This window comes from Mesobacillus jeotgali (genome assembly GCF_900166585.1).
GTDB lineage: Bacteria > Bacillota > Bacilli > Bacillales > Cytobacillaceae > Mesobacillus > Mesobacillus jeotgali_A.
This window is the reverse complement of sequence record NZ_FVZC01000007.1, coordinates 417,468-436,636: the sequence shown is the minus strand read 5'-3', so window position 1 is coordinate 436,636 and position 19,169 is coordinate 417,468. Positions and strand designations below refer to the sequence as shown.

Annotated in this window: 14 protein-coding genes; 7 read left to right on the top strand and 7 right to left on the bottom strand. The window is 42.9% G+C overall.

The features are described 5' to 3' along the window. The first annotated feature begins 25 nt into the window (after positions 1-25). The 5 genes from B5X77_RS03555 to B5X77_RS03535 all read left to right on the top strand — a co-directional run bounded on the left by B5X77_RS03555 (position 26) and on the right by B5X77_RS03535 (position 5,190). Entirely contained in the window at positions 26-781 is a 756-nt protein-coding gene (locus B5X77_RS03555; protein ID WP_139378291.1) for a sensor histidine kinase, read from the top strand. Further along, positions 778-1,476 (top strand): response regulator transcription factor, encoded by a 699-nt coding sequence (locus tag B5X77_RS03550; RefSeq protein WP_079505156.1) that lies wholly within the window; start codon positions 778-780, stop codon positions 1,474-1,476. Before B5X77_RS03555 ends, B5X77_RS03550 begins: the two co-directional genes overlap by 4 nt. Next, on the top strand, positions 1,476-2,804 hold the full coding sequence (locus B5X77_RS03545) for a hypothetical protein (protein WP_079505154.1): 1,329 nt from the start codon (positions 1,476-1,478) through the stop codon (positions 2,802-2,804). Before B5X77_RS03550 ends, B5X77_RS03545 begins: the two co-directional genes overlap by 1 nt. Before the next feature lie 103 nt (positions 2,805-2,907). After that, positions 2,908-3,825 carry an acetamidase/formamidase family protein gene (locus B5X77_RS03540; RefSeq protein ID WP_079505152.1) on the top strand — a complete coding sequence of 306 codons (918 nt, stop codon included), beginning with the start codon at positions 2,908-2,910 and terminating at the stop codon, positions 3,823-3,825. Positions 3,826-3,828: 3 nt separating this feature from the next. After that, positions 3,829-5,190 carry an APC family permease gene (locus B5X77_RS03535; RefSeq protein WP_079505150.1) on the top strand — a complete coding sequence of 454 codons (1,362 nt, stop codon included), beginning with the start codon at positions 3,829-3,831 and terminating at the stop codon, positions 5,188-5,190. Between the two features lie 695 nt (positions 5,191-5,885). Here B5X77_RS03535 and B5X77_RS03530 read toward each other — a convergent pair. The 5 genes from B5X77_RS03530 to B5X77_RS23180 form a co-directional block, all read right to left on the bottom strand. Further along, a complete protein-coding gene (locus B5X77_RS03530; RefSeq protein ID WP_079505870.1) occupies positions 5,886-6,527 on the bottom strand; it encodes a 2OG-Fe(II) oxygenase in 642 nt (213 codons plus the stop codon). 257 nt (positions 6,528-6,784) lie between these two features. Next, positions 6,785-7,648, bottom strand: a complete 864-nt coding sequence (locus tag B5X77_RS03525; protein ID WP_079505148.1) for a GNAT family N-acetyltransferase — start codon at positions 7,646-7,648, stop codon at positions 6,785-6,787. A gap of 75 nt (positions 7,649-7,723) precedes the next feature. After that, complete coding sequence (locus tag B5X77_RS03520; RefSeq protein WP_079505146.1) at positions 7,724-8,767, bottom strand: ADP-ribosylglycohydrolase family protein; 1,044 nt, start codon at positions 8,765-8,767, stop codon at positions 7,724-7,726. Between the two features lie 225 nt (positions 8,768-8,992). Then, a complete protein-coding gene (locus B5X77_RS03515; RefSeq protein ID WP_079505144.1) occupies positions 8,993-9,406 on the bottom strand; it encodes a hypothetical protein in 414 nt (137 codons plus the stop codon). A 537-nt stretch (positions 9,407-9,943) separates the two neighbouring features. Then, on the bottom strand, positions 9,944-10,081 hold the full coding sequence (locus B5X77_RS23180; RefSeq protein WP_176167221.1) for a hypothetical protein: 138 nt from the start codon (positions 10,079-10,081) through the stop codon (positions 9,944-9,946). 112 nt (positions 10,082-10,193) lie between these two features. On the opposite strand from B5X77_RS23180, the gene B5X77_RS03510 reads away from it, so the two are divergent. Then, positions 10,194-11,207: an acyltransferase gene (locus B5X77_RS03510; RefSeq protein ID WP_176167220.1), complete on the top strand. Its 1,014-nt coding sequence runs from the start codon at positions 10,194-10,196 to the stop codon at positions 11,205-11,207. Positions 11,208-11,461: 254 nt separating this feature from the next. Here B5X77_RS03510 and B5X77_RS03505 read toward each other — a convergent pair whose 3' ends face one another. Both B5X77_RS03505 and B5X77_RS03500 read right to left on the bottom strand, forming a co-directional pair. Continuing rightward, complete coding sequence (locus B5X77_RS03505) at positions 11,462-12,271, bottom strand: EcsC family protein (protein WP_079505140.1); 810 nt, start codon at positions 12,269-12,271, stop codon at positions 11,462-11,464. 60 nt (positions 12,272-12,331) lie between these two features. Beyond that, positions 12,332-13,117 carry an arylamine N-acetyltransferase family protein gene (locus tag B5X77_RS03500; RefSeq protein ID WP_079505138.1) on the bottom strand — a complete coding sequence of 262 codons (786 nt, stop codon included), beginning with the start codon at positions 13,115-13,117 and terminating at the stop codon, positions 12,332-12,334. A gap of 452 nt (positions 13,118-13,569) precedes the next feature. On the opposite strand from B5X77_RS03500, the gene B5X77_RS03495 reads away from it, so the two are divergent. Beyond that, the gene (locus B5X77_RS03495; RefSeq protein WP_079505136.1) at positions 13,570-19,125 is read left to right on the top strand and encodes a pullulanase; all 5,556 of its coding nucleotides are present in this window, start codon (positions 13,570-13,572) and stop codon (positions 19,123-19,125) included. Positions 19,126-19,169 lie beyond the last annotated feature (44 nt).

Sequence of the window (19,169 nt, the reverse complement as noted above, 5' to 3'; positions counted from 1 at the left end):
GGCAATTCTCTAAAGGACTGAATCAATGATGATAGGTACTTCGGCCATTTTCTCGCTCATAATTTTCCTGTGTATCCTGATTCCAATCATAGCCTTGGCGATTCTTAGCATTCTTAAGCTGCTTGAAAAAGAGTTTGATTACTTGCAAATGGAAAATAAGCAAATCCAGCTGGAAACACAACTTCACCAAATGGAATATCTCCAGCTCAGCCAGCAAATCAGGCCGCATTTCCTATTTAACAGCCTGAATGCGATGATGTCACTGGCGAGGCTGAACAGAAATGAGGATCTCATTCATTCAATGGAGAAGTTCTCATTGTTCCTGCGATATCAAAATAGAGACAAGGAATCGCTCGTTCCTTTTGAAAAAGAATTGGAGCATACCAAAAACTATCTGGCCATCCAGCAGCTGCGCTTTGGCAAAAAACTCGAAGTAGACATAATGATTGATGCACACGCCGCACCAACACTTCTGCCGCCCTACACCGTGCAGACATTCGTAGAAAATGCCTTTAAGCATGGACTTGAAAATAAACGCGGTGAAAAGCGGCTCAAAATCGATTTGCGCCGTGAGGGTAACTGGGTTGTCCTTAAGGTAATGGATAATGGCGAGAATGATGCCGGACAGTCTCTTCCAGATGGGGATGGTACTGGCATGGAGAATATACGCAAACGGATGGAATTGTTATTTGAACTGTACACAGAGGTTTCAATGAAACGAGAGCCAGAATGGACGGAAGTGAAAGCCATTTGGCCATTTACACCGGGGGAATCACAATGAATCTATTAATAATCGATGATGAACCATTGGAGCTTGAACAGCTCACTTATCTGGTGAAAAAACAATATCCAAACTGGACAATATTCACTGCTGAAGATGTGGTTGAAGCCAAGCAATTAATGAATCATCACTCTTTCCCGCTGGCCTTTGTCGATATTCAGCTGCCCGGGGACACAGGGCTCGATTTTTGTGAATACTTAAGAATCAATGATATCAATACCGAAGTAGTACTGATAACCGCTTATCAGGATTTCAGCTACGCAAAACAGGCAATCCGTCTCAGTGTGCTGGATTATCTGGTAAAACCGGTTATTGAATCAGAATTACTCAAAATGATCGAGGATTTCCTGGAAAAAAAAGCATACACACAAACCAAATCCGTCCTGATCAATAAGGTACTAGAGATTGTCCATGAGAAGTACAATCAAAAGCTGCAGCTATCCGACCTGGCAAGGGAAGTATTTGTTACACCCACCTATTTAAGCAAAAAGTTCACTGAAACAATCGGTGTGAAATTTACTGACTACATCAACCATTTCCGGATTCAGAAAGCGAAACAGCTGATGATTGAAAATCCTGATTGGAGCCTGTTTCAGATTGCAGAGTACGTCGGATTCTCAAGTCAGCATCACTTCAGCAATTTGTTCAAGAAAATTGAAGGGACCACTCCCAGTCAATTCAAGGAGAATCATTGATGTTCGATTGGTATCTGCTTCTATTTATCGCTTTTACCCTGGTCATATTATGCATAGACAAAATCGGAAGCCATCGCAGTATTTATGAATTTACGAACAGAAAAGAAGTAGGCTTGAGCGGCGGAACCTATTCTCTGGTTATTCCATATATGACTGGTGCAACATTCCTTTTTCCATTTCTCTTTACCGTTAAGAGCGGGATATCCAGCTTCTTCATTTTTCTGATTTCTCCATTGTTCCTTTACATCATTCTAAGGAGCATGATAAGCAGCCAGGAAAGAATTGATGAAATGCTTCCTGACCAAATGAATTACACTGAAAGGAAGAACATCATCCCATTTTTTTTATTTGGAATTTCCAGTCTCGGAAGCATCCTGATTCAGACCACATTGATGGTCATGTTGTTTCAAGACTTTTTCAAACAGCCTGCGAGCCTGGGGATATTTTTGTTCCTTATTTTCAGTTTTGTTTTATTTGGCTTAGGTGGAAGGTCAGGAGTGAATAGAGTCGGCAACCTGCTTTTGATTGGCATACTATTCACCATTTCTTTCACAGTCCTGATCCTTTATTTACGAACCGGAACCGGGATCGTTTATCAGCAAATCACCAGGAATTTTGACGGACTTTACCACGGGAGCATCATAGAAAACATCCTCTGCTTCCTGACGTTCATTTTCGTGATGGCCGGCCAAACCTTCACCAGCGTCTACTTCTGGGAATCAGTTAGTGTCATCAGACCGAATCACCGTATATCCGCTTTACGATATTCTTCTTTTTCATGGACTGCATTATTGCTATCCTTTACAGGTTTATCAATATACTTGCTTTCGAATGCGGATACTCTTACAGCTACAGAATTGATGAAATCGGTCATTCGATCGAATAACATATTGTCACATATTTTCGTCTATACTGGCATTGCCATGCTCGCAGTAGGTACTGGGCATTCCCTTTACTCCTTGCTCAGCCTGTTTCTACATCTCCGGACAGCAAGCCATAATCAGCAATCGTCCTATCATACTTTAAAACAAGCCTATTTATTTGGAATTGTGCTGGTAGTTGTTATTGGATTTACATGCATCAACCTTTCGGAATTCTTTACTGAATGGCTTCCCTACTTTATCTCATTTTTCACTTCGGCGGCTGTTCCATTTTTTTATGCATTGGTAAAAAATAATTTCTCGCGGAGCCACTTTGCTATGACTGTCGGAATGATGAGCATAGCAGGTGTTCCACTCAGTATCTTGATTTCAGAAATATGGCTGGTTGCTCCCATAACTGCCACTCTAACTATTTGTGTGCACATTGTTGGGAACAAATTTAAATGAATTTGTGCAAAAACAGGTTGAAATTTTGCAAACAACCCTTCCTAAAAAAGTTTAAAATTAAAATTATTCAGAAAATAAAAATAACATTTCAGGAGGGATTTTCATGACTGCCCAGTTATCAACCCAATCATTTATTTATGCCATGGATAAAAACAATCAACCCGCGCTTACAGTGAAGTCCGGTTCGCAGGTAGAAATTGAGACATTCGACTGTTTCCAGAATCAAATCCAGTCGGCAGAAACGACGTTCAACGCGATTGACTGGAATCAGATCAACCCTGCAACAGGACCGGTATATGTCGAGGAAGCACAGCCTGGAGATATTTTAAAGGTCACAATTGATGAGATTCAGCTGGCAGACCAGGGCGTCATGGTAGTCGGTCCGGAGCTCGGTGTCATGGGTCACCGCATGGAGAAATTCGAAGTAAAAATCATCCCTGTAAAGGATGACAAAGCCATTTTTAACGAAAAAATCGCCCTCCCTCTTAACCCGATGATCGGCGTAATCGGAGTTGCCCCTGAAGGTGAAGCAGTCAATAATGGAACACCTGGAGCACATGGCGGAAACATGGACACAAAGCTGATTACAACAGGGGCCACACTATACTTCCCTGTTTTCCACCAAGGCGCCCTTTTTGCGTTAGGTGACCTTCATGCCGCGATGGGTGACGGTGAAATCAGTGTATCCGGCATTGAAATTCCTGCAACAGTAAAGGTCACGCTGGAGGTCATCAAAGGACACAGCATCAATCATCCTATATTGGAAAACGAAGAAGGTATCGCTACTCTTGTATCTAAAGAGCTTTTAGATGAGGCAGCCAATGTAGCTGTCGAAGAAATGATCGATTTGCTTCAGCCGCAGACAGATTTATCTCTGGCTGAGTTCACGATGCTGATGAGTGCGGCGGGCCAGGCCCAGATCAGCCAGATTGTCGACCCGCTTAAAACAGCAAGGTTCTTTGTGCCAAGATCCATCCTCGAAGCCTACAACATCCAGCTGTTCAAGAAAGAGGTGGTATAATCCGTGGCTGAACTGCAATCAACTCAAACCCAGACAAATTTCGGATATAAACAGGAACTGAAACGATCATTAACATTTTGGGACCTTCTGATTTACGGTTTGGTATTCATGGTGCCGATTGCCCCGTTCGGAATTTACGGAGCAGTTGCCCAGGGTTCAAATGGGATGGTCGCCCTGGCTTACCTCATTGGAATGGTCGGAATGATTTTTACAGCTTTAAGCTATGCAAGAATGTCTGAAGCTTTTCCAATTGCCGGATCGGTATACGCCTATGCACAACGCGGAATCAATGATTCAGTAGGGTTTATCGCTGGCTGGCTGATCTTGCTGGATTATATTTTTATTCCTGCACTCCTCTATTTAGTCAGCGCGGCAGCATTGCACGATGTCGCACCAAACATTCCATTAATCGTTTGGCTGGTAATTTTTATTGCAATTAACACGGTCGTCAACGTATTGGGAATTGAGTTTACCGCCAAGGCGAACAAGATCATTGTTGTCGCTGAACTTATCGTCCTGTCCATTTTCGTGGCTGTCGGGATCTTCGCGGTCATGAAGGGTGTAAATGGAGCAGAATTTACGTGGAAGCCATTATATGATGCAAATAATTTCAGCATGGGAACTGTAATGGGCGCAGTATCAATCGCTGTTCTAAGCTTCCTGGGCTTCGACGCCATCTCTACTTTGGCAGAGGAATCAAAAGGCGGCAGCAAAGCAATCGGCAAAGCCATCGTCTTTTCCTTGCTCGTAGTGGGGCTGCTCTTCATCATCCAAACATGGGTAGCTGCGTTGATCTGGCCAGATTACACTAGCTTTGAAAATGCTGATGTTGCCTTCTATCAAATTGCCGAAATTGCTGGCGGAACGTGGTTGAAATGGACGACGATACTAGCAACGGCCCTGTCCTGGGGTATTGCGAATGCATTAGTAGCCCAGGCCGCCATCTCCCGTATCCTTTACAGTATGGCCCGTGACCGGAAGCTTCCAAAGATCCTTTCAAAGGTACACCCAAGATTCAAAACACCATATGTAAGCACGCTGCTTGTCGCGCTAATCTCACTGATCGTAACATCATTCTTTTCATCCCAGATTGGAGCATTGGCATCAGTAGTCAACTTCGGTGCTTTATCAGCATTCCTGTTCCTTCATGCATCCATGGTGATTTATTTTATCAAAAAGCAAAAGAGCAAGGATTATTTCAAACACCTGGTACTGCCATTAATCGGTTTCCTTATCATCGGTTATGTCTGGATCTCACTTGATCCCCTTTCCAAACAACTCGGATTTACCTGGCTCGGAATCGGGATTGTTTACTTAATCGTCTTGAAAGTATTCAAAAAGGATACCTCACTCGATCTGGATTAATATGAAGGTGGCCTGCAGATTTAGTCTGCAGGCTTTTTTATGTCAAATGATACCATAATCCCTCGTTCCTTAGTGCACATGTTCACCTTTATGTGACCGTATATCCGTCTCCTCCCTCTTTTCGGGCACATGTTGGCCTTTTATGTGACCGTAAATCCGTCTCCTCCCTCTTTTCGGGCACATGTTGGCCTTTTATGTGACCGTAAAACCGTTTCCTTCCTCTCTTCGGGCACATGTTGGCCTTTTATGTGACCGTATATCCCTTTCCTCCCTCTCTTCGGGCACATGTTGGCCTTTTATGTGACCGTAAAACCGTTTCCTCCCTCTCTTCGGGCACATGTTGGCCTTTTATGTGACCGTAATCCGGGTTCCTCTCTCTCTTCGGGCACATGTTGGCCTTTTATGTGACCGTATATCCGTTTCCTCCCTCTCTTCGGGCACATGTTGGCCTTTTATGTGACCGTATATCCGTTTCCTCCCTCTCTTCGGGCACATGTTGTCCTCTTATGTGACCGTAAATCCGTCTCCTCCCTCTCTTCGGGCACATGTTGGCCTTTTATGTGACCGTAAATCGGTTTTATCTCTCACTTCAGTCACCTTAAGATCATTTGTACCATTTAAATCTTCACAATAAGTTTGATTCCAAACTTGACCACACAAAAAAAGAAGCATGCTCACCATGCTTCTCTAGGAATCTATTTTACACTTTTTCTTCTCATCCACTGCGTTGCGGCCCATTTGTCGCCGATGACGACTGGGGCACCGCCATGCAGGGTTAAGTCATTCAAGTCTTGATTATCATAAAAATATTCGAAGTAAACGGCCATGCCTTTTTGCGGTGATACTGAGAAATTGAGCTTAGGGAAATAGGTTTCTCCTCCCTGCTCGACATCATTCAGATACATGACAAGAGTGCTGATTCTTGGGTTGCTTACATTTGACGAGAAAAAGTCAAAATGGGCTTTATATTCCTGGCCAATTTTATAATTCAAAATTTGCAGGCCTTCTCCATGTTCATTTGGAATGCCCATGATTTGCGATATTCTTTTTTCGACTCGCGCAACTACGTCATTTTCGGCTTCCTCAATAAACGTGCTGCTGCTTGTCCTCAGTTCATCCACTTCACGGCTATTCCCAATTTTCGAACGCTTTAGCTTGTCCTTAGACAGCTTGATTAGTTCATCGCATTCTTCGTCACTTAGCACATTTCCCAATATAACGATTAATGGTTCTTCCATTCTGGCAACAATGTTGATTTCACGATCGTCGGTTTTGATTTTGTTTCCGATATGATTAAAAATCGTAGGTTCTTTTGGAGTTACATCAACAGCATCCATTCTCAACTTTCATCAACCTCTTTATTATAAATTTTTCGAAAAACAGATTGATATATAAACGAAAGCATTAATCTTTTAAATTCCCTTGTTTCCTCCTGTAATTCAAGATGGATGACAAAACCGAATCTCAAACTCTATTCAATTTTTCAATTTATTTTACAACGGAGACAGGTGTTTTACTATCTTTTTTTCAGAAAAGTAATTCCGTGCTTCTATCGGCAGCATGGTATAATGTTTGATGTTACGTTAGACAATGATCACCCATAAGCCTGGGATGCAATTGCGAATAGAGTATTGTTTCTGTAAGGCATTTTATTCGTATGGATTCCCATTACCGGAGGGTTGCTGGCCTTTATAAACCCGGTTTGTTCAAGGTAAGCCATCAGCTTCTCATTGCCTGAGGGTACATCGACTCTCAAGTTGCCTTTATGGTTACTGGCAAGATAGTCGATGATTAATTCGGCAATTCCGGTGTCTGGCGCTACCACTGGGCCCAGAGTCAGATTCACAGGCCCCAATATGGAAAGGCCAAATCCAATTATTCTTGAATCCTTCTTGACTACTAAACATTGATTAGCCTGTTTAATCCTGTTGCGAAGGAAAAGGCTCCTTTTATCACCAAAAGCTGCTCCATCCAGATCGATTACTTCTTCTAAATTTTCTTCCTTAACTGCTTCGATTGTTAACCCGCTATGTGGTGCTAATTTGACAGGAATATACTGGCTGCAAAGGTATTTGTGAACAGAGTCTACCACCGTGAAGCCGATCTTTTCATATAACGGTTTGCCTTCCGCTGTGGCAATCAGCAAAATGGAACGGCCAGACGCATTATCTACACATTTTTGTGTTACTACTTTCCCCAACCCAAGTCCCCGATAATCGCTATGGACAATAACCATGCCAATGAAGGCGAGATTATTGTCATAAGGGATGATAGCAGCACTGGAAACAATCTTCCCTTCATTGTTTTTGTGGCCGTATATGTTCTTGGCCGACGAAAATAATGTTCTTATTTCCTCTTCATCATAATCCCAGCGGACTGATGCCGACAGCTCAATCAAACCTTTAGTGTCACTTTCGTTCAACTCGTTCAATTCCAGATTTTCATTGGATAGCTTCATAGGAGTTTCTCCTTTTTCAGGTCAATTTAAAAATAAAGAGAATCCATGTATTCATCAGGATTCCCCCTTAATTGATCAATTCATATATCTATCATATAACCTGCTCGCTGTGTCGATAATCAATTCTTTTAGCTCAATTTGAGTTGCCCAATCCCGAGGCACAGCTTCGAAACCATAGCATGCACCCAGGATGTTGCCGCAGATCGAACCTGTCGAGTCACTGTCGCCGTCATGATTGACTGACATGATCAAAGCGTTCTTGAAATCCGTTTCCTTCAAGGCACAGTATAGAGCAATCGCCAGTGATTCTTCAGCAACCCATCCTTCTCCCAGCTGCGATATCGCCCTGACAGGATCCTCATCACTTCGGGAAAGTTCAATCGCCGCCTCCATCGCTTCGTATGTTTCTTCATGATGAGGGTAGTTTTTTAAAAGGACAAGCGCCCTTTCTGCACTTTCAAGTATGCTCTTGCCATTCAGCAGTTCTGCAATGATGACAGCGAGCGCTCCGGCTGCCAGATACCCTGACGGATGGCCATGAGTGATCGCTGCTACTTCCGCGGCCACCCTGAATGCAGTTTCAGGATTTTTATGTAAAAATAAACCGACCGGCGCAACTCGCATGACACCGCCGCACCCCTTGCTGTTGTTGATCGGCTGTTCAATCGTGCCCATTTTATTGCTTTCAAGCGCCGACAAACATGTATTGCCGGGTGCCCTTAACGAGAACAATTCCTTATTGTTTAATATACTTCCACTATCCTCATGAGGCTGAAGGTCAAGCAGCCAGTCATAATGCTCGTCCGGCAAGTCCCTTGTCTGGGTATAAAGCCAGCGTAAATAGGATTGATAAATCCCGCTTCCTGCATAGCTCCCTATCCCGCGCTCGCTCATCCGATCGTAAGCCCAGATCATGCCATCAGCAGTGAACAAAGTCATTTGGGTATCATCAGAAATCAGCACTTTATCTGTGTACTCACCGATTTCAAGAACCGTAATGCCCATCTCACCATATTTAGCCTGAATTTCATTCAGTTTCATGAATTCAACAGGATAACCCAGGGCATCTCCAATCGCACCACCAAGCAAGGACGCTATGAACAAATCTTTTTTAGACATAGGAACTCCTTTAGAATTGAATTTTTTTATACTATTCTTCATATTCTATCTAAATCCTGCCTGTTTGATAATAGACATTCCGAGAATTATAAACGCATCTCATAATTATTCCACAGGCTTACTAGATGAAAGAATAGTGATTGAATTTTTAAGGTAGCAGAACAGAACAGGCCATTCCATAAAAAGGGCCCCAAAAGCGAAGCTGGTCCCCTTCTCTTTCAGCTATTATAAAGCTTCATAGTAAAAGCCTGCGTATGAGCACGAAATACTCATATCATCATTTACTATCACAGTATAAACCACAGTCCCTGGCAGAACTACGCAAATTTGCTCTCCATCAACAAATACCTGAGGCGTATTACAGTGGCCATCATAGTTACAATCTACTGATTCAAGGCTAAAATCAAGGTTGAAAGGCAGACCTGATAACGGAGCACAAAGTGTAATACAGACAGGTGACCACCAATAATCTTCACATGATCCATCTTCAGCTTGTCCAGTTGCAAGTTGGCTTTTATCGATTCCTTCCAATTTTTCTTTCATCTTTTTCACAATCTCTGCCGGCATGGCTGTTTTTTGTTCTTCCATCTTAATGCTTCCTCCTTTTTGTTTCATTTTGAAAATTTCACTCCAATTCATTGTTTTTCACCTCCTTGTCCATCGTTACTACATTCAATGCAGCAAGGGGCGGAACCGTATAGGACAATGTCAGCAAAAAGTGAAAAATGTGTAATCCACTTAGTATTTAAGGCCAAAAAACTATCAGAATCAGGTGGGAATGAAACTTTTTTCCTCGTAAAACCAATATTATTAATACATGTTTTAGTAGAATCAGCATGAGGCAAAAATAATCAAATTGGAATTCAGAGTGAAAACAAACATAAAAAAGAGTACCAGCATGTGCTTGATACTCTTTGCTCAAAAGCGACAGGGTCAGTATTTTATTGGGAACGTACCATTTCTCTTAAATCCACATGACTGTTGCGATGTGGAGTGGCTTTTCCTCTATGTTGTCGATATATCCATAAATGTGGTCGATATATTCCGAAATGTGGTCGATATTTTTTAAAATGTGGTGGATATATTCCGGAATGTGTTCGATAAATCTCCAAAAGTGGTCGATACATCGAAACTGGATCTAAATCATTCCTAAATGCAGCGGAATAATAGGCTTTTTTAATTCACATCTGATGAATCATCGTAATCATACCGGAATCCATCTGATTTTGCAGGAGATTGGTCGTTATTTTGCATGTCGTTTTTTATATCCTGGCTGGGCTGGTTCTTTTCTTGTTTTCTTTTATCAGTGTTCAAGTGCGTCTCCTCCTTTTTGCCTTCTATTATCCCAAGTGCCTTCCCTTCTATACACATAAAGCTGGTTATGGTGCTAATACTAAGGGCAAATCCTAATTTCACGAGGCAAAATATGCAGCGCAATTACGCGATCGATTTCATCAAATTTTTCGCTATCCTGGCAGTTGTCATCATTCATACATTCCCGAGCAATGACCAGCTGGGATATTTCGTTCTTGATAATATTACGAGGTTTGCGGTACCTTTTTTCTTCGCCGCATCAGGCTATTTTTTCGGGCTGAAGGTGAACAAGAATGCCGAATCCTTTTCTTATTTCAAAAAATACGCAACAAAAATTCTGAAGATCTATTTTAGCTGGCTGATCTTCTATTTCATCTATGATATTGTCAGGATTTTAATTCGTCACGGAGACACGAAGAAGGAACTGTCCAGATACATGGATAATTTCGACGTTCTTAACATCCTTTATTATGGCCAGGGAACAAGCGGGTACCAGTTGTGGTTCGTGATTTCATTGGTGTGGAGCATCGTAATTGTTTATCTCTTCTTTAAGATGAAAAGAATCAAGCTGCTTCTGGTGATTTCATTATGTTTAAATCTTCTCGGTCTCTTTGGCCAGTCCTATTCCATCTTTGATGAGCTGCCGGTGACCACAACCCGGGCTGCTCTTTATATCAGCCTGTTTTATACCGTTATGGGATTCTGGCTTGCTGAGCTGCAAGTATGGCGGAAATATAATCAGAGCATTTACTTCTATTTATTTTGCTTTTTTGGCGTCCTGCAGGTGTTGGAAGGTTATTGGCTTAAGAATTTAGATGCCAAACACGGTGAATACTTCTTTTCGACGATTTTCCTGACGCTGTTTCTCTTTCTATATGCCTTAAGTAAACCTGGGCTTGGAAAGGGTTTGTTGGTCACTAAAATAGGTGGAAATTCTCTTGGAATCTATGCGATTCATGTTTTCTTCATTGATATGATTGATCTCTTATTTGAAAGAATTGGTTTGGAAAAAAACACACATAATCTTTTCCTAAACCTCATTGATGCGGGTTTTGTTTTTATACTGTCTTATGCTGCATACTATTTGATACAATCTGCGAAGCACTTATTAAAAAACAGAGCCTGAAATATTCCGGCTCTGTTTTTATGGAAGCTCCTGTAGATTCTTTGCCCTGGCAGCTCGGTATCCCTCATTTGCCATTTTAAAAGCTAAATATAGGGACAGAATAGATAACGCTGCAAAGATGATGACATCGAATGGTCTCCCCTTCTCAAAGCTTTCAAAAACCTGTAGGACGGATTCGAACAACAGATAAAACAGATACTGAAAAACCGAGAATACGGAAAAACAGATAATACTACTTTGCAAACCAAAAGTCCTTACCTTTCCTCAACCAAATCCCTCTCCAGCCTCTCCAAAATCCGTCTCTTCTGATACAGCATGGTTCCTGTCTCCGCAAGGTCGCTGACCATCGACCGGTTGGCGAAGGCGCCGAATACAATGCCGGCAACCGGAACCATCTGCAGCAGCTTTTTCCAACCGAAGGATTCGGTGTAGGTCAGGGTGACTTCACGCCAGCCCTGAAGCTCGGAAACGACTTCGCGTGATTTATTTTCGTTGCTGAAACCGGTAAGCTCATTTAGAATGGCCTGTTTTCCCACTACATCGGCTGAAGAGAACTGCAGGCATTTGATGATGAAGACCCGTTCTTTCTTATCCCTGGGATCGTACCCGTGTATGATTGCGATATCCTGCAGTGTTTTTAGTGATAGTGCCAAAACTGCCGGTATATCAATCGCTAACGTAAAAATACCGCCAATCCCTGTGCTTGCACCTTGAATGGCGGCTGCCTTTTTCCGCTGCTCGCCAAGTGCCAATGATGCTTTTTTCATTTCCTCTACTGGTACATTCTCAAGGTCGGAAAGCTGCCTGACCAGACGGCCAGTCTTCTTCTCGATGTGATTAAATACTGACTTCTCATTAGATAAATACTGGCCCCCGGTTTGAATATAGCTTCCGAGTTCGTCAAGCAGGAGACCGACCTTTTCCTGGACGAACTTAGGGGTGAACCGATCAAGCATTTTGAATGGCAGCCGGGTCAGCTTCTCCCAAAACCATAACCCCTTCTGGTCTTTCTCCCATTTTTCAATTTCCTTTAACTCATTCAATAAATAATCCCGTGAATCCATTCTCAACCATCCACCTGTCATTTTTGATACTATACTAACGTTTTACACTATAGGAAGGTTTCATTTTATATCCAGATTATAGTGTTCCTTTGCCAGCTGCTTGAATTTCAGTGAATCTATCTCTTGTTTCGTAACCCGTCCATTCTTCCACTGTGTAAAATTAGTTTCTGTTAATACCATGCTTCCAGTAGAAGTGACTTTGGTAACCAGCGGCTTTTTATTAAATGGTGATCCTGGGTGTTCTGTAATAATCCTTTTTGTCTCATTCAATTCCCTGACATCTTGGACTGGATGTGCAGAATCAAAGGCATACCCAATTCTCCAGTCAGTATCCTTATGCTTCAGCTTCATTTCTAAAATGTAATCCCCAAACTCACTTTGTTCGTTTTTTACCCGAAACTCGCCAGTCGGTGTCTTCATTTCAGTACTGCCGAGCGGAACGGGCCTTAACGGGAGATTCCCGCCAAATCCGGTATCAACCAAGTACCTCTCGCCTCTATCAGTCAATAAGATAGCGACATGGGTGTGTCCAGTTGGACTGTAGTCATTAAGTTCAGGAACATATACTGCTCCGCGAATCAACTGCACGTCGAGATTATTATCTTTTAAAAATAAATAAAGGATTCCGTTTAAGTCATAGCAAAGACCACCTTCATTCCTATGAATGATTTTCTCAATCAGGCTCTCTTCATTTAATTCGCTAAGATTCCCAGTCAATGTGCACTGGTTTTCAAATGGGAGGGATGCGGCCGTCAATTCAAGCAGGTTGTCCAAATTACCCATCGTGATTGGTGTATCTATAGGAAAGCCGATTCGCTCTCGGAAAAGGCGGTTAAAATCAGTCATGTTAGAGTACCTCTTTTCGAGTTGTAATAAATAAAGAATACAAGATATTTAATATTCTTACGATTAAGAAGAAAAATAAATCATAGGTCATTCTGCTTATTTTTATGCTATTTTCCCTTTCTTTTCGACAAATCTTTCTTTTTAACGCCTTCAGTTTATGTATATTTTATGAAATTTGCTAGCTTTATTATTCCTTTAACTGTTTTTATCGTATTAAATGTAGGTTTTTAGCACTATTTGTTTAAAAGCTGATAGGCGGCGGTGGATTGCTAGATTGGAAAGGATATTGTAAAATTATTAAGAAAGTTTATTGCAAGCGCTTGCATTATTTGGGCATTTAAATTTTTTTGCTCGTTTGTGCAAACGATTTCACAATATTGCACAGATAAGGAAAGGGGGCTTTTTTCTAGTACTCTTGGCACACCAATCCATCTAGGGAGGAAAGAATTCGAATGAGAAGGAACACAAAACGCAGTTTCTCGATTTTCATGACAGCGATCATGCTGTTAAGCCTATGGCTTCCTTTTATACCTGCCCAGCAGGCGAACGCAGAAGGAACGGCAGCAACCTCTGAAACAACCGATCGCAAAGTCCGCTTTACTTACATCCGTGAAGATCAAAATTTTGGCCAATGGAATATCTGGACATGGAATACTGGCGTGGCAGATGGCCAGGTTGATTTTACAACCAGGGAAGGCAGCAAGGCTGTTGTAGATATCCCAGTAAGCGCCAGCACAACGCAGATGGGCTTTGTCCTCCGCAGCACTTACGACTGGAATACTGCCCAAAAAGAATTTGGAGACCGTTTTATCCCTGTGAATAAAAACGACTCCATCACGAAAGCTTTCATCACAAGTGGTGTAGAACAAATCCGTGTCGTTCCAGATGGATCTGCTCCGGTAATTGATAATGGAAACGCTACTTTCTTTTATCGTGACAAAGAGCTTTTCGCAAATGATGCAATGGGCACGATTGAAAAAGTTGATTTGAAATTTAACGGTAAAACCATTCCAATGACATATGAGCCAGAGAATGAGAGATTCATAGCATCATATGAAAACATTCCGAATGGAACTACTCCGTACACATATGTTGTGACAAAAAAGGATGGCACAACAGCTGAAGTAAAAGATCCTTATAACGCTGCTTCAGCAATCGAATTCCAAAAAGCTGATCTGGCTGTTTCTGGTTCAGTGACACCAGCAGCAATCGACTACAATCAAAATGCGGTGCTGACTGTTGATGTGCTGGGACTGGCTGATGGCCTGTCAATCAACAAAATGACAGCTGACATTTCAACACTCGGCGGGTCAAAACAGCTTGAGATTGACCCCTCTTTAAAGAAGATTACAATTGCCGTAGATGATAATGTTACCGCAGGCACAAAAGAAATTCCTCTGACCGTCGTTGATTCATTTGGCAATTATTATAATGGAACAGCCTCTGTGGAAGTCAAAACTAGACAGACTGTTGGTGAAAATGATTTTGACTGGGACGAGTCGATCATTTACTTCATGCTGACAGACCGTTTCTTTGACGGAGACGCAACAAATAATGATCCTTACAATCAGAACTATGATGCGAAAAATGACCGCGGCACTTATCAGGGCGGAGATTTCAAAGGGATCACCGAAAAACTTGATTACCTTGACCAACTGGGTGTTAACACCATCTGGATCAGCCCGATTGTAGAAAACATCAAGCATGATGTGCGTTACGACAATGCTGAAGGACATTCCTACTATGCTTACCACGGATACTGGGCAAGCAATTTCGGGAAATTGAATCCTCATTTTGGTTCCATGGAAGATTTCCATACACTGATTGACGCTGCCCATGATCGCGGAATCAAAATCATGGTCGATGTTGTATTGAACCATACAGGTTATGGACTCAAAGACATTGATGGTGAAAAAACCAACACTCCAGCTGGTTATCCGACTGACGCTGAGCGCAGCACCTTCAGCAGCCTGCTTCGCCAGGGTTCCGATGTTGGAACGGATGAAGTCGTAGGTGAACTTGCAGGACTTCCAGACTTAAAAACTGAAGATCCAGCAGTCCGCAAGACAATCATTGATTGGCAAACAGATTGGATTGAAAAATCTACAACAGCTAAAGGCAATAAGATTGACTATTTCCGTGTGGACACAGTGAAGCACGTTGAAGATGCAACATGGATGGCTTTCAAAAATGCCCTTACTGAAAAAATGCCAGAACACAAGATGATCGGTGAAACATGGGGAGCCAGTGTTGATAACCAGCAAGGCTACCTGGAAACAGGAATGATGGACTCCCTTCTGGATTTTGGATTCAAAGGCATTGCCCATGATTTTGTAAACGGCAAGCTGAAGGCAGCAAATGATGCCCTGATTGCCCGCAACGATAAAATTGATAACACAGCTACACTTGGCCAATTCCTCGGAAGCCATGACGAAGATGGTTTCTTATACAAAGAAGGAAATGACAAAGGCAAGCTTAAGATCGCGGCTTCCCTTCAGGCAACAGCCAAAGGCCAGCCTGTGATTTACTACGGTGAAGAGCTCGGGCAAAGCGGAGCCAACAACTATCCGCAATTTGACAACCGTTATGACCTTGCCTGGGATCAGGTTGAAGGCAATGATGTCCTTGATCACTATAAAAAGGTTTTGAACTTCAGAAGTGATTACTCGGATGTTTTCGCTAAAGGTGCACGTAAGACGATCGGCGGTTCAGATGCTGACAAGTTCATGGTTTTCGCGAGAAAGCATGAAAATGAAGCAGCATATGTCGGCCTGAACGTATCCGACAAAGCTAAGGATGTAAAATTGACGGTTAGTGCTGGGGCGATCGTGACAGACCACTACTCTGGCAAAACGTACACCGCTTCAGAAGCAGGCGAAGTTACTTTAGCGATTCCTTCAAAAGCTGATGGCGGAACTGTTTTACTGACGGTCGACAGCGGTGAGATTACGGCTGCTGCAGTGGCAGGTTCTGGAGATGGCGGCGGAGACCGAACAGTTGACCCAATCCCGGCTAACCATATCCGTATTCATTACAAGCGTGACGACAACAACTATAAAAACTTTGGCGCATGGCTGTGGAACGATGTTGCCTCCCCTTCTGCCAACTGGCCGACTGGTGCAACCATGTTCGAGAAAACAGATAGCTATGGCGCATATATTGACGTTGAACTTAGACAAGGCGCGAAAAATATCGGCTTCCTCGTTATGGATATTACAAAAGGTGATGCCGGTAAAGACGGCGGAGACAAAGGCTTTACCATCACATCATCTGAAATGAATGAAATTTTCATCAAGCAAGGCGATGACAAGGTCTACACTTATGAACCAGTCAACCTGCCAGCAAATACAGTCCGCGTCCATTATGTTCGCGACAAAGCTGACTATGAAAACTGGGGCCTCTGGAACTGGGGCGATGTGGCTGCACCTTCTGATGGCTGGCCGACTGGAGCCGCTTCGTTCTCTGGTAAAGACCGCTATGGTGCGTATGTTGACATCCAGCTAAAAGAAAATTCAAAGACAATTGGGATGATCACTCTTAATAAGACGAATGGAGATAAGGATGGCGGCGATAAATCCTTCAACCTTCTGGACAAATACAATCATGTTTGGGTCAGACAGGGTGATGATAATGTCTATATCTCTCCATACTGGGAGCAGGCAACTGGCTTAACGTCTGCTGAAGTAGTCTCTGAAGATACGATTCTATTAGGCTTTACCATGACAGATGGCTTAACAGCTGAAGATTTAAAATCGAAACTTGAAGTGAAGGATTCAACCGGCGCAGCAGTTCCGGTGGTAAGTGCCGAAATCACTGGAAAGACTTCCGCTAAAGTGAAAGCAACATTCGATTTAGAAAAGCTTCCACTTTCTGTTACGTATTCTGGCAGAACCGTAAAAGCATCTACCGGCTGGAGAATGATGGACGAAATGTTTGCTTATGATGGGGACGACCTCGGTGCAACTTATAAAGATGGCGGAGCAACTTTGAAGCTCTGGGCACCTAAAGCAAGCAAGGTAGTCGCTAACTTCTTCAATAAAGACAATGCTGCAGAGCAAATTGGCAGTATCGAATTAACAAAGGGTGAAAAAGGCGTCTGGTCTGCTGATATAGCTCCTGGCGACCTGAAGGTAAAAGATCTTGAAGGTTATTTTTACCAGTATGATGTGACGAATGACGGAGTCACAAATAAGGTTCTTGATCCTTACGCAAAATCGATGGCAGCCTTTACAGTGAACACCAAGGGCGAAGCAGGTCCGGATGGAGACACTGTCGGCAAGGCGGCGATTGTTGACCTGAGCGGTACGGACCCTGAAGAATTCGATCATGCAAAAATCAAAGGCTATGAAAAGCGTGAAGATGCAGTCATCTATGAAGTACACGTACGTGACTTCACATCTGACCCTTCCATTGAAGGTGACCTGAATGCTAGGTGGGGCTCTTATACAGCGTTCATCGACAAGCTGGAATATATAAAAAAGCTTGGTGTCACTCACGTTCAATTGCTTCCTGTCATGGCCTGGTACTATGGCGATGAAACGAAGATGGGCCAAAGAGAATTAAACTACTCTGCTGGAGGCAACGAATACAACTGGGGTTATGACCCACACAGCTACTTCTCCCCTGATGGAGCGTATTCAGAGGATCCAACAAACCCTGAACAGCGCGTCAAGGAATTGAAGCTGTTAATCGATGCAATCCATGATGCAGGAATGGGTGTTGTCCTTGACGTTGTCTATACTCATATGGCAAAAGCAAGCCAGTTAAATGACATCGTTCCGAACTACTACGCGTTCCAGGATGCCCAGGGCAATTTCCTTGGCGGTTTTGGCAACAACCTGGCAACAAGCCACAAAATGGCTGAAAAGCTGATGGTAGATTCAGTGAAATATTGGTTTGAAGAGTATAAGATTGATGGCATGAGATTTGATATGATGGGTGACGCAACTTATCCTTCTATCCAGAACGCATATGACGCTGCAGCTTCCGTTAACCCTGATGCATTGTTCATCGGCGAAGGCTGGAGAACATTTGCAGGACACATCGCTGAGCCAGAGCTTAAAGGCATGGGCGCTGACCAGGATTGGATGGATAAGACGGACAACGTCGGCGTATTCTCTGATGAAATCCGCAACGAGTTGAAATCAGGATTTGGTTCAGAAGGCGAGCCTCGCTTCATCACTGGCGGTGCACGAGATATCAACACTATTTTCAACAACATTAAAGGTCAGCCAGGCAATACAGCTGACGATGATCCGGGCGATATGGTTCAGTACATCGAAGCGCACGATAACCTTCCGTTATATGATGTCATTGCCCAATCGATTAAAAAGGATCCAGCCATTCCTGAAAACAATCTTGAGATTCACAAAAGGATTCGTGTTGGCAACTCGATAATCCTGACATCTCAAGGTACTGCTTTCCTTCACGCCGGCCAAGAGTATGGCAGAACAAAGCAATGGTTCGGTGAAGGCGTTCCTGAACAGAAGTATCACGAATTAAAGGATGAACAAGGAAACCCATTTGGCTACTTCATCCACGATTCATATGATTCATCGGATGCCATCAATATGTTTGACTGGCAAAAAGCAACAAACAAGAAAGAGTACTCAATCAACACAACAACAAAAGCCTACACTCAAGGGCTGATCGAACTGAGAAAATCAACAAACGCTTTCCGTCTCGGCGAAAAAGAACTAGTTGATAAGAATGTAAGATTGCTAGACCTGCCTGAAATCAATGATACCGACTTGGTCATTGCTTACGAAAACGTCTCTACAGATCAAACTGGAACATACTATGTTTTCATTAACGCTGACACTAAAGCTCGCACATTGACATTAGGCGACCTTGACTTCTCAAAAGGAAAGGTGCTTGTCGATAATGACGAAGCTGGTAAAACTCCAGTATCGAAAATGTCCGGTTTCAAGCTGTCAAAAGACAAATTGACTCTTGATCCTCTGACAACAGTAGTCATTAAAGTCGACCAAAAAGGCAAGAAAAAATAGGTGTTCACGGCAGGTATCATCCTTTCCAGATGGTACCTGCCGTT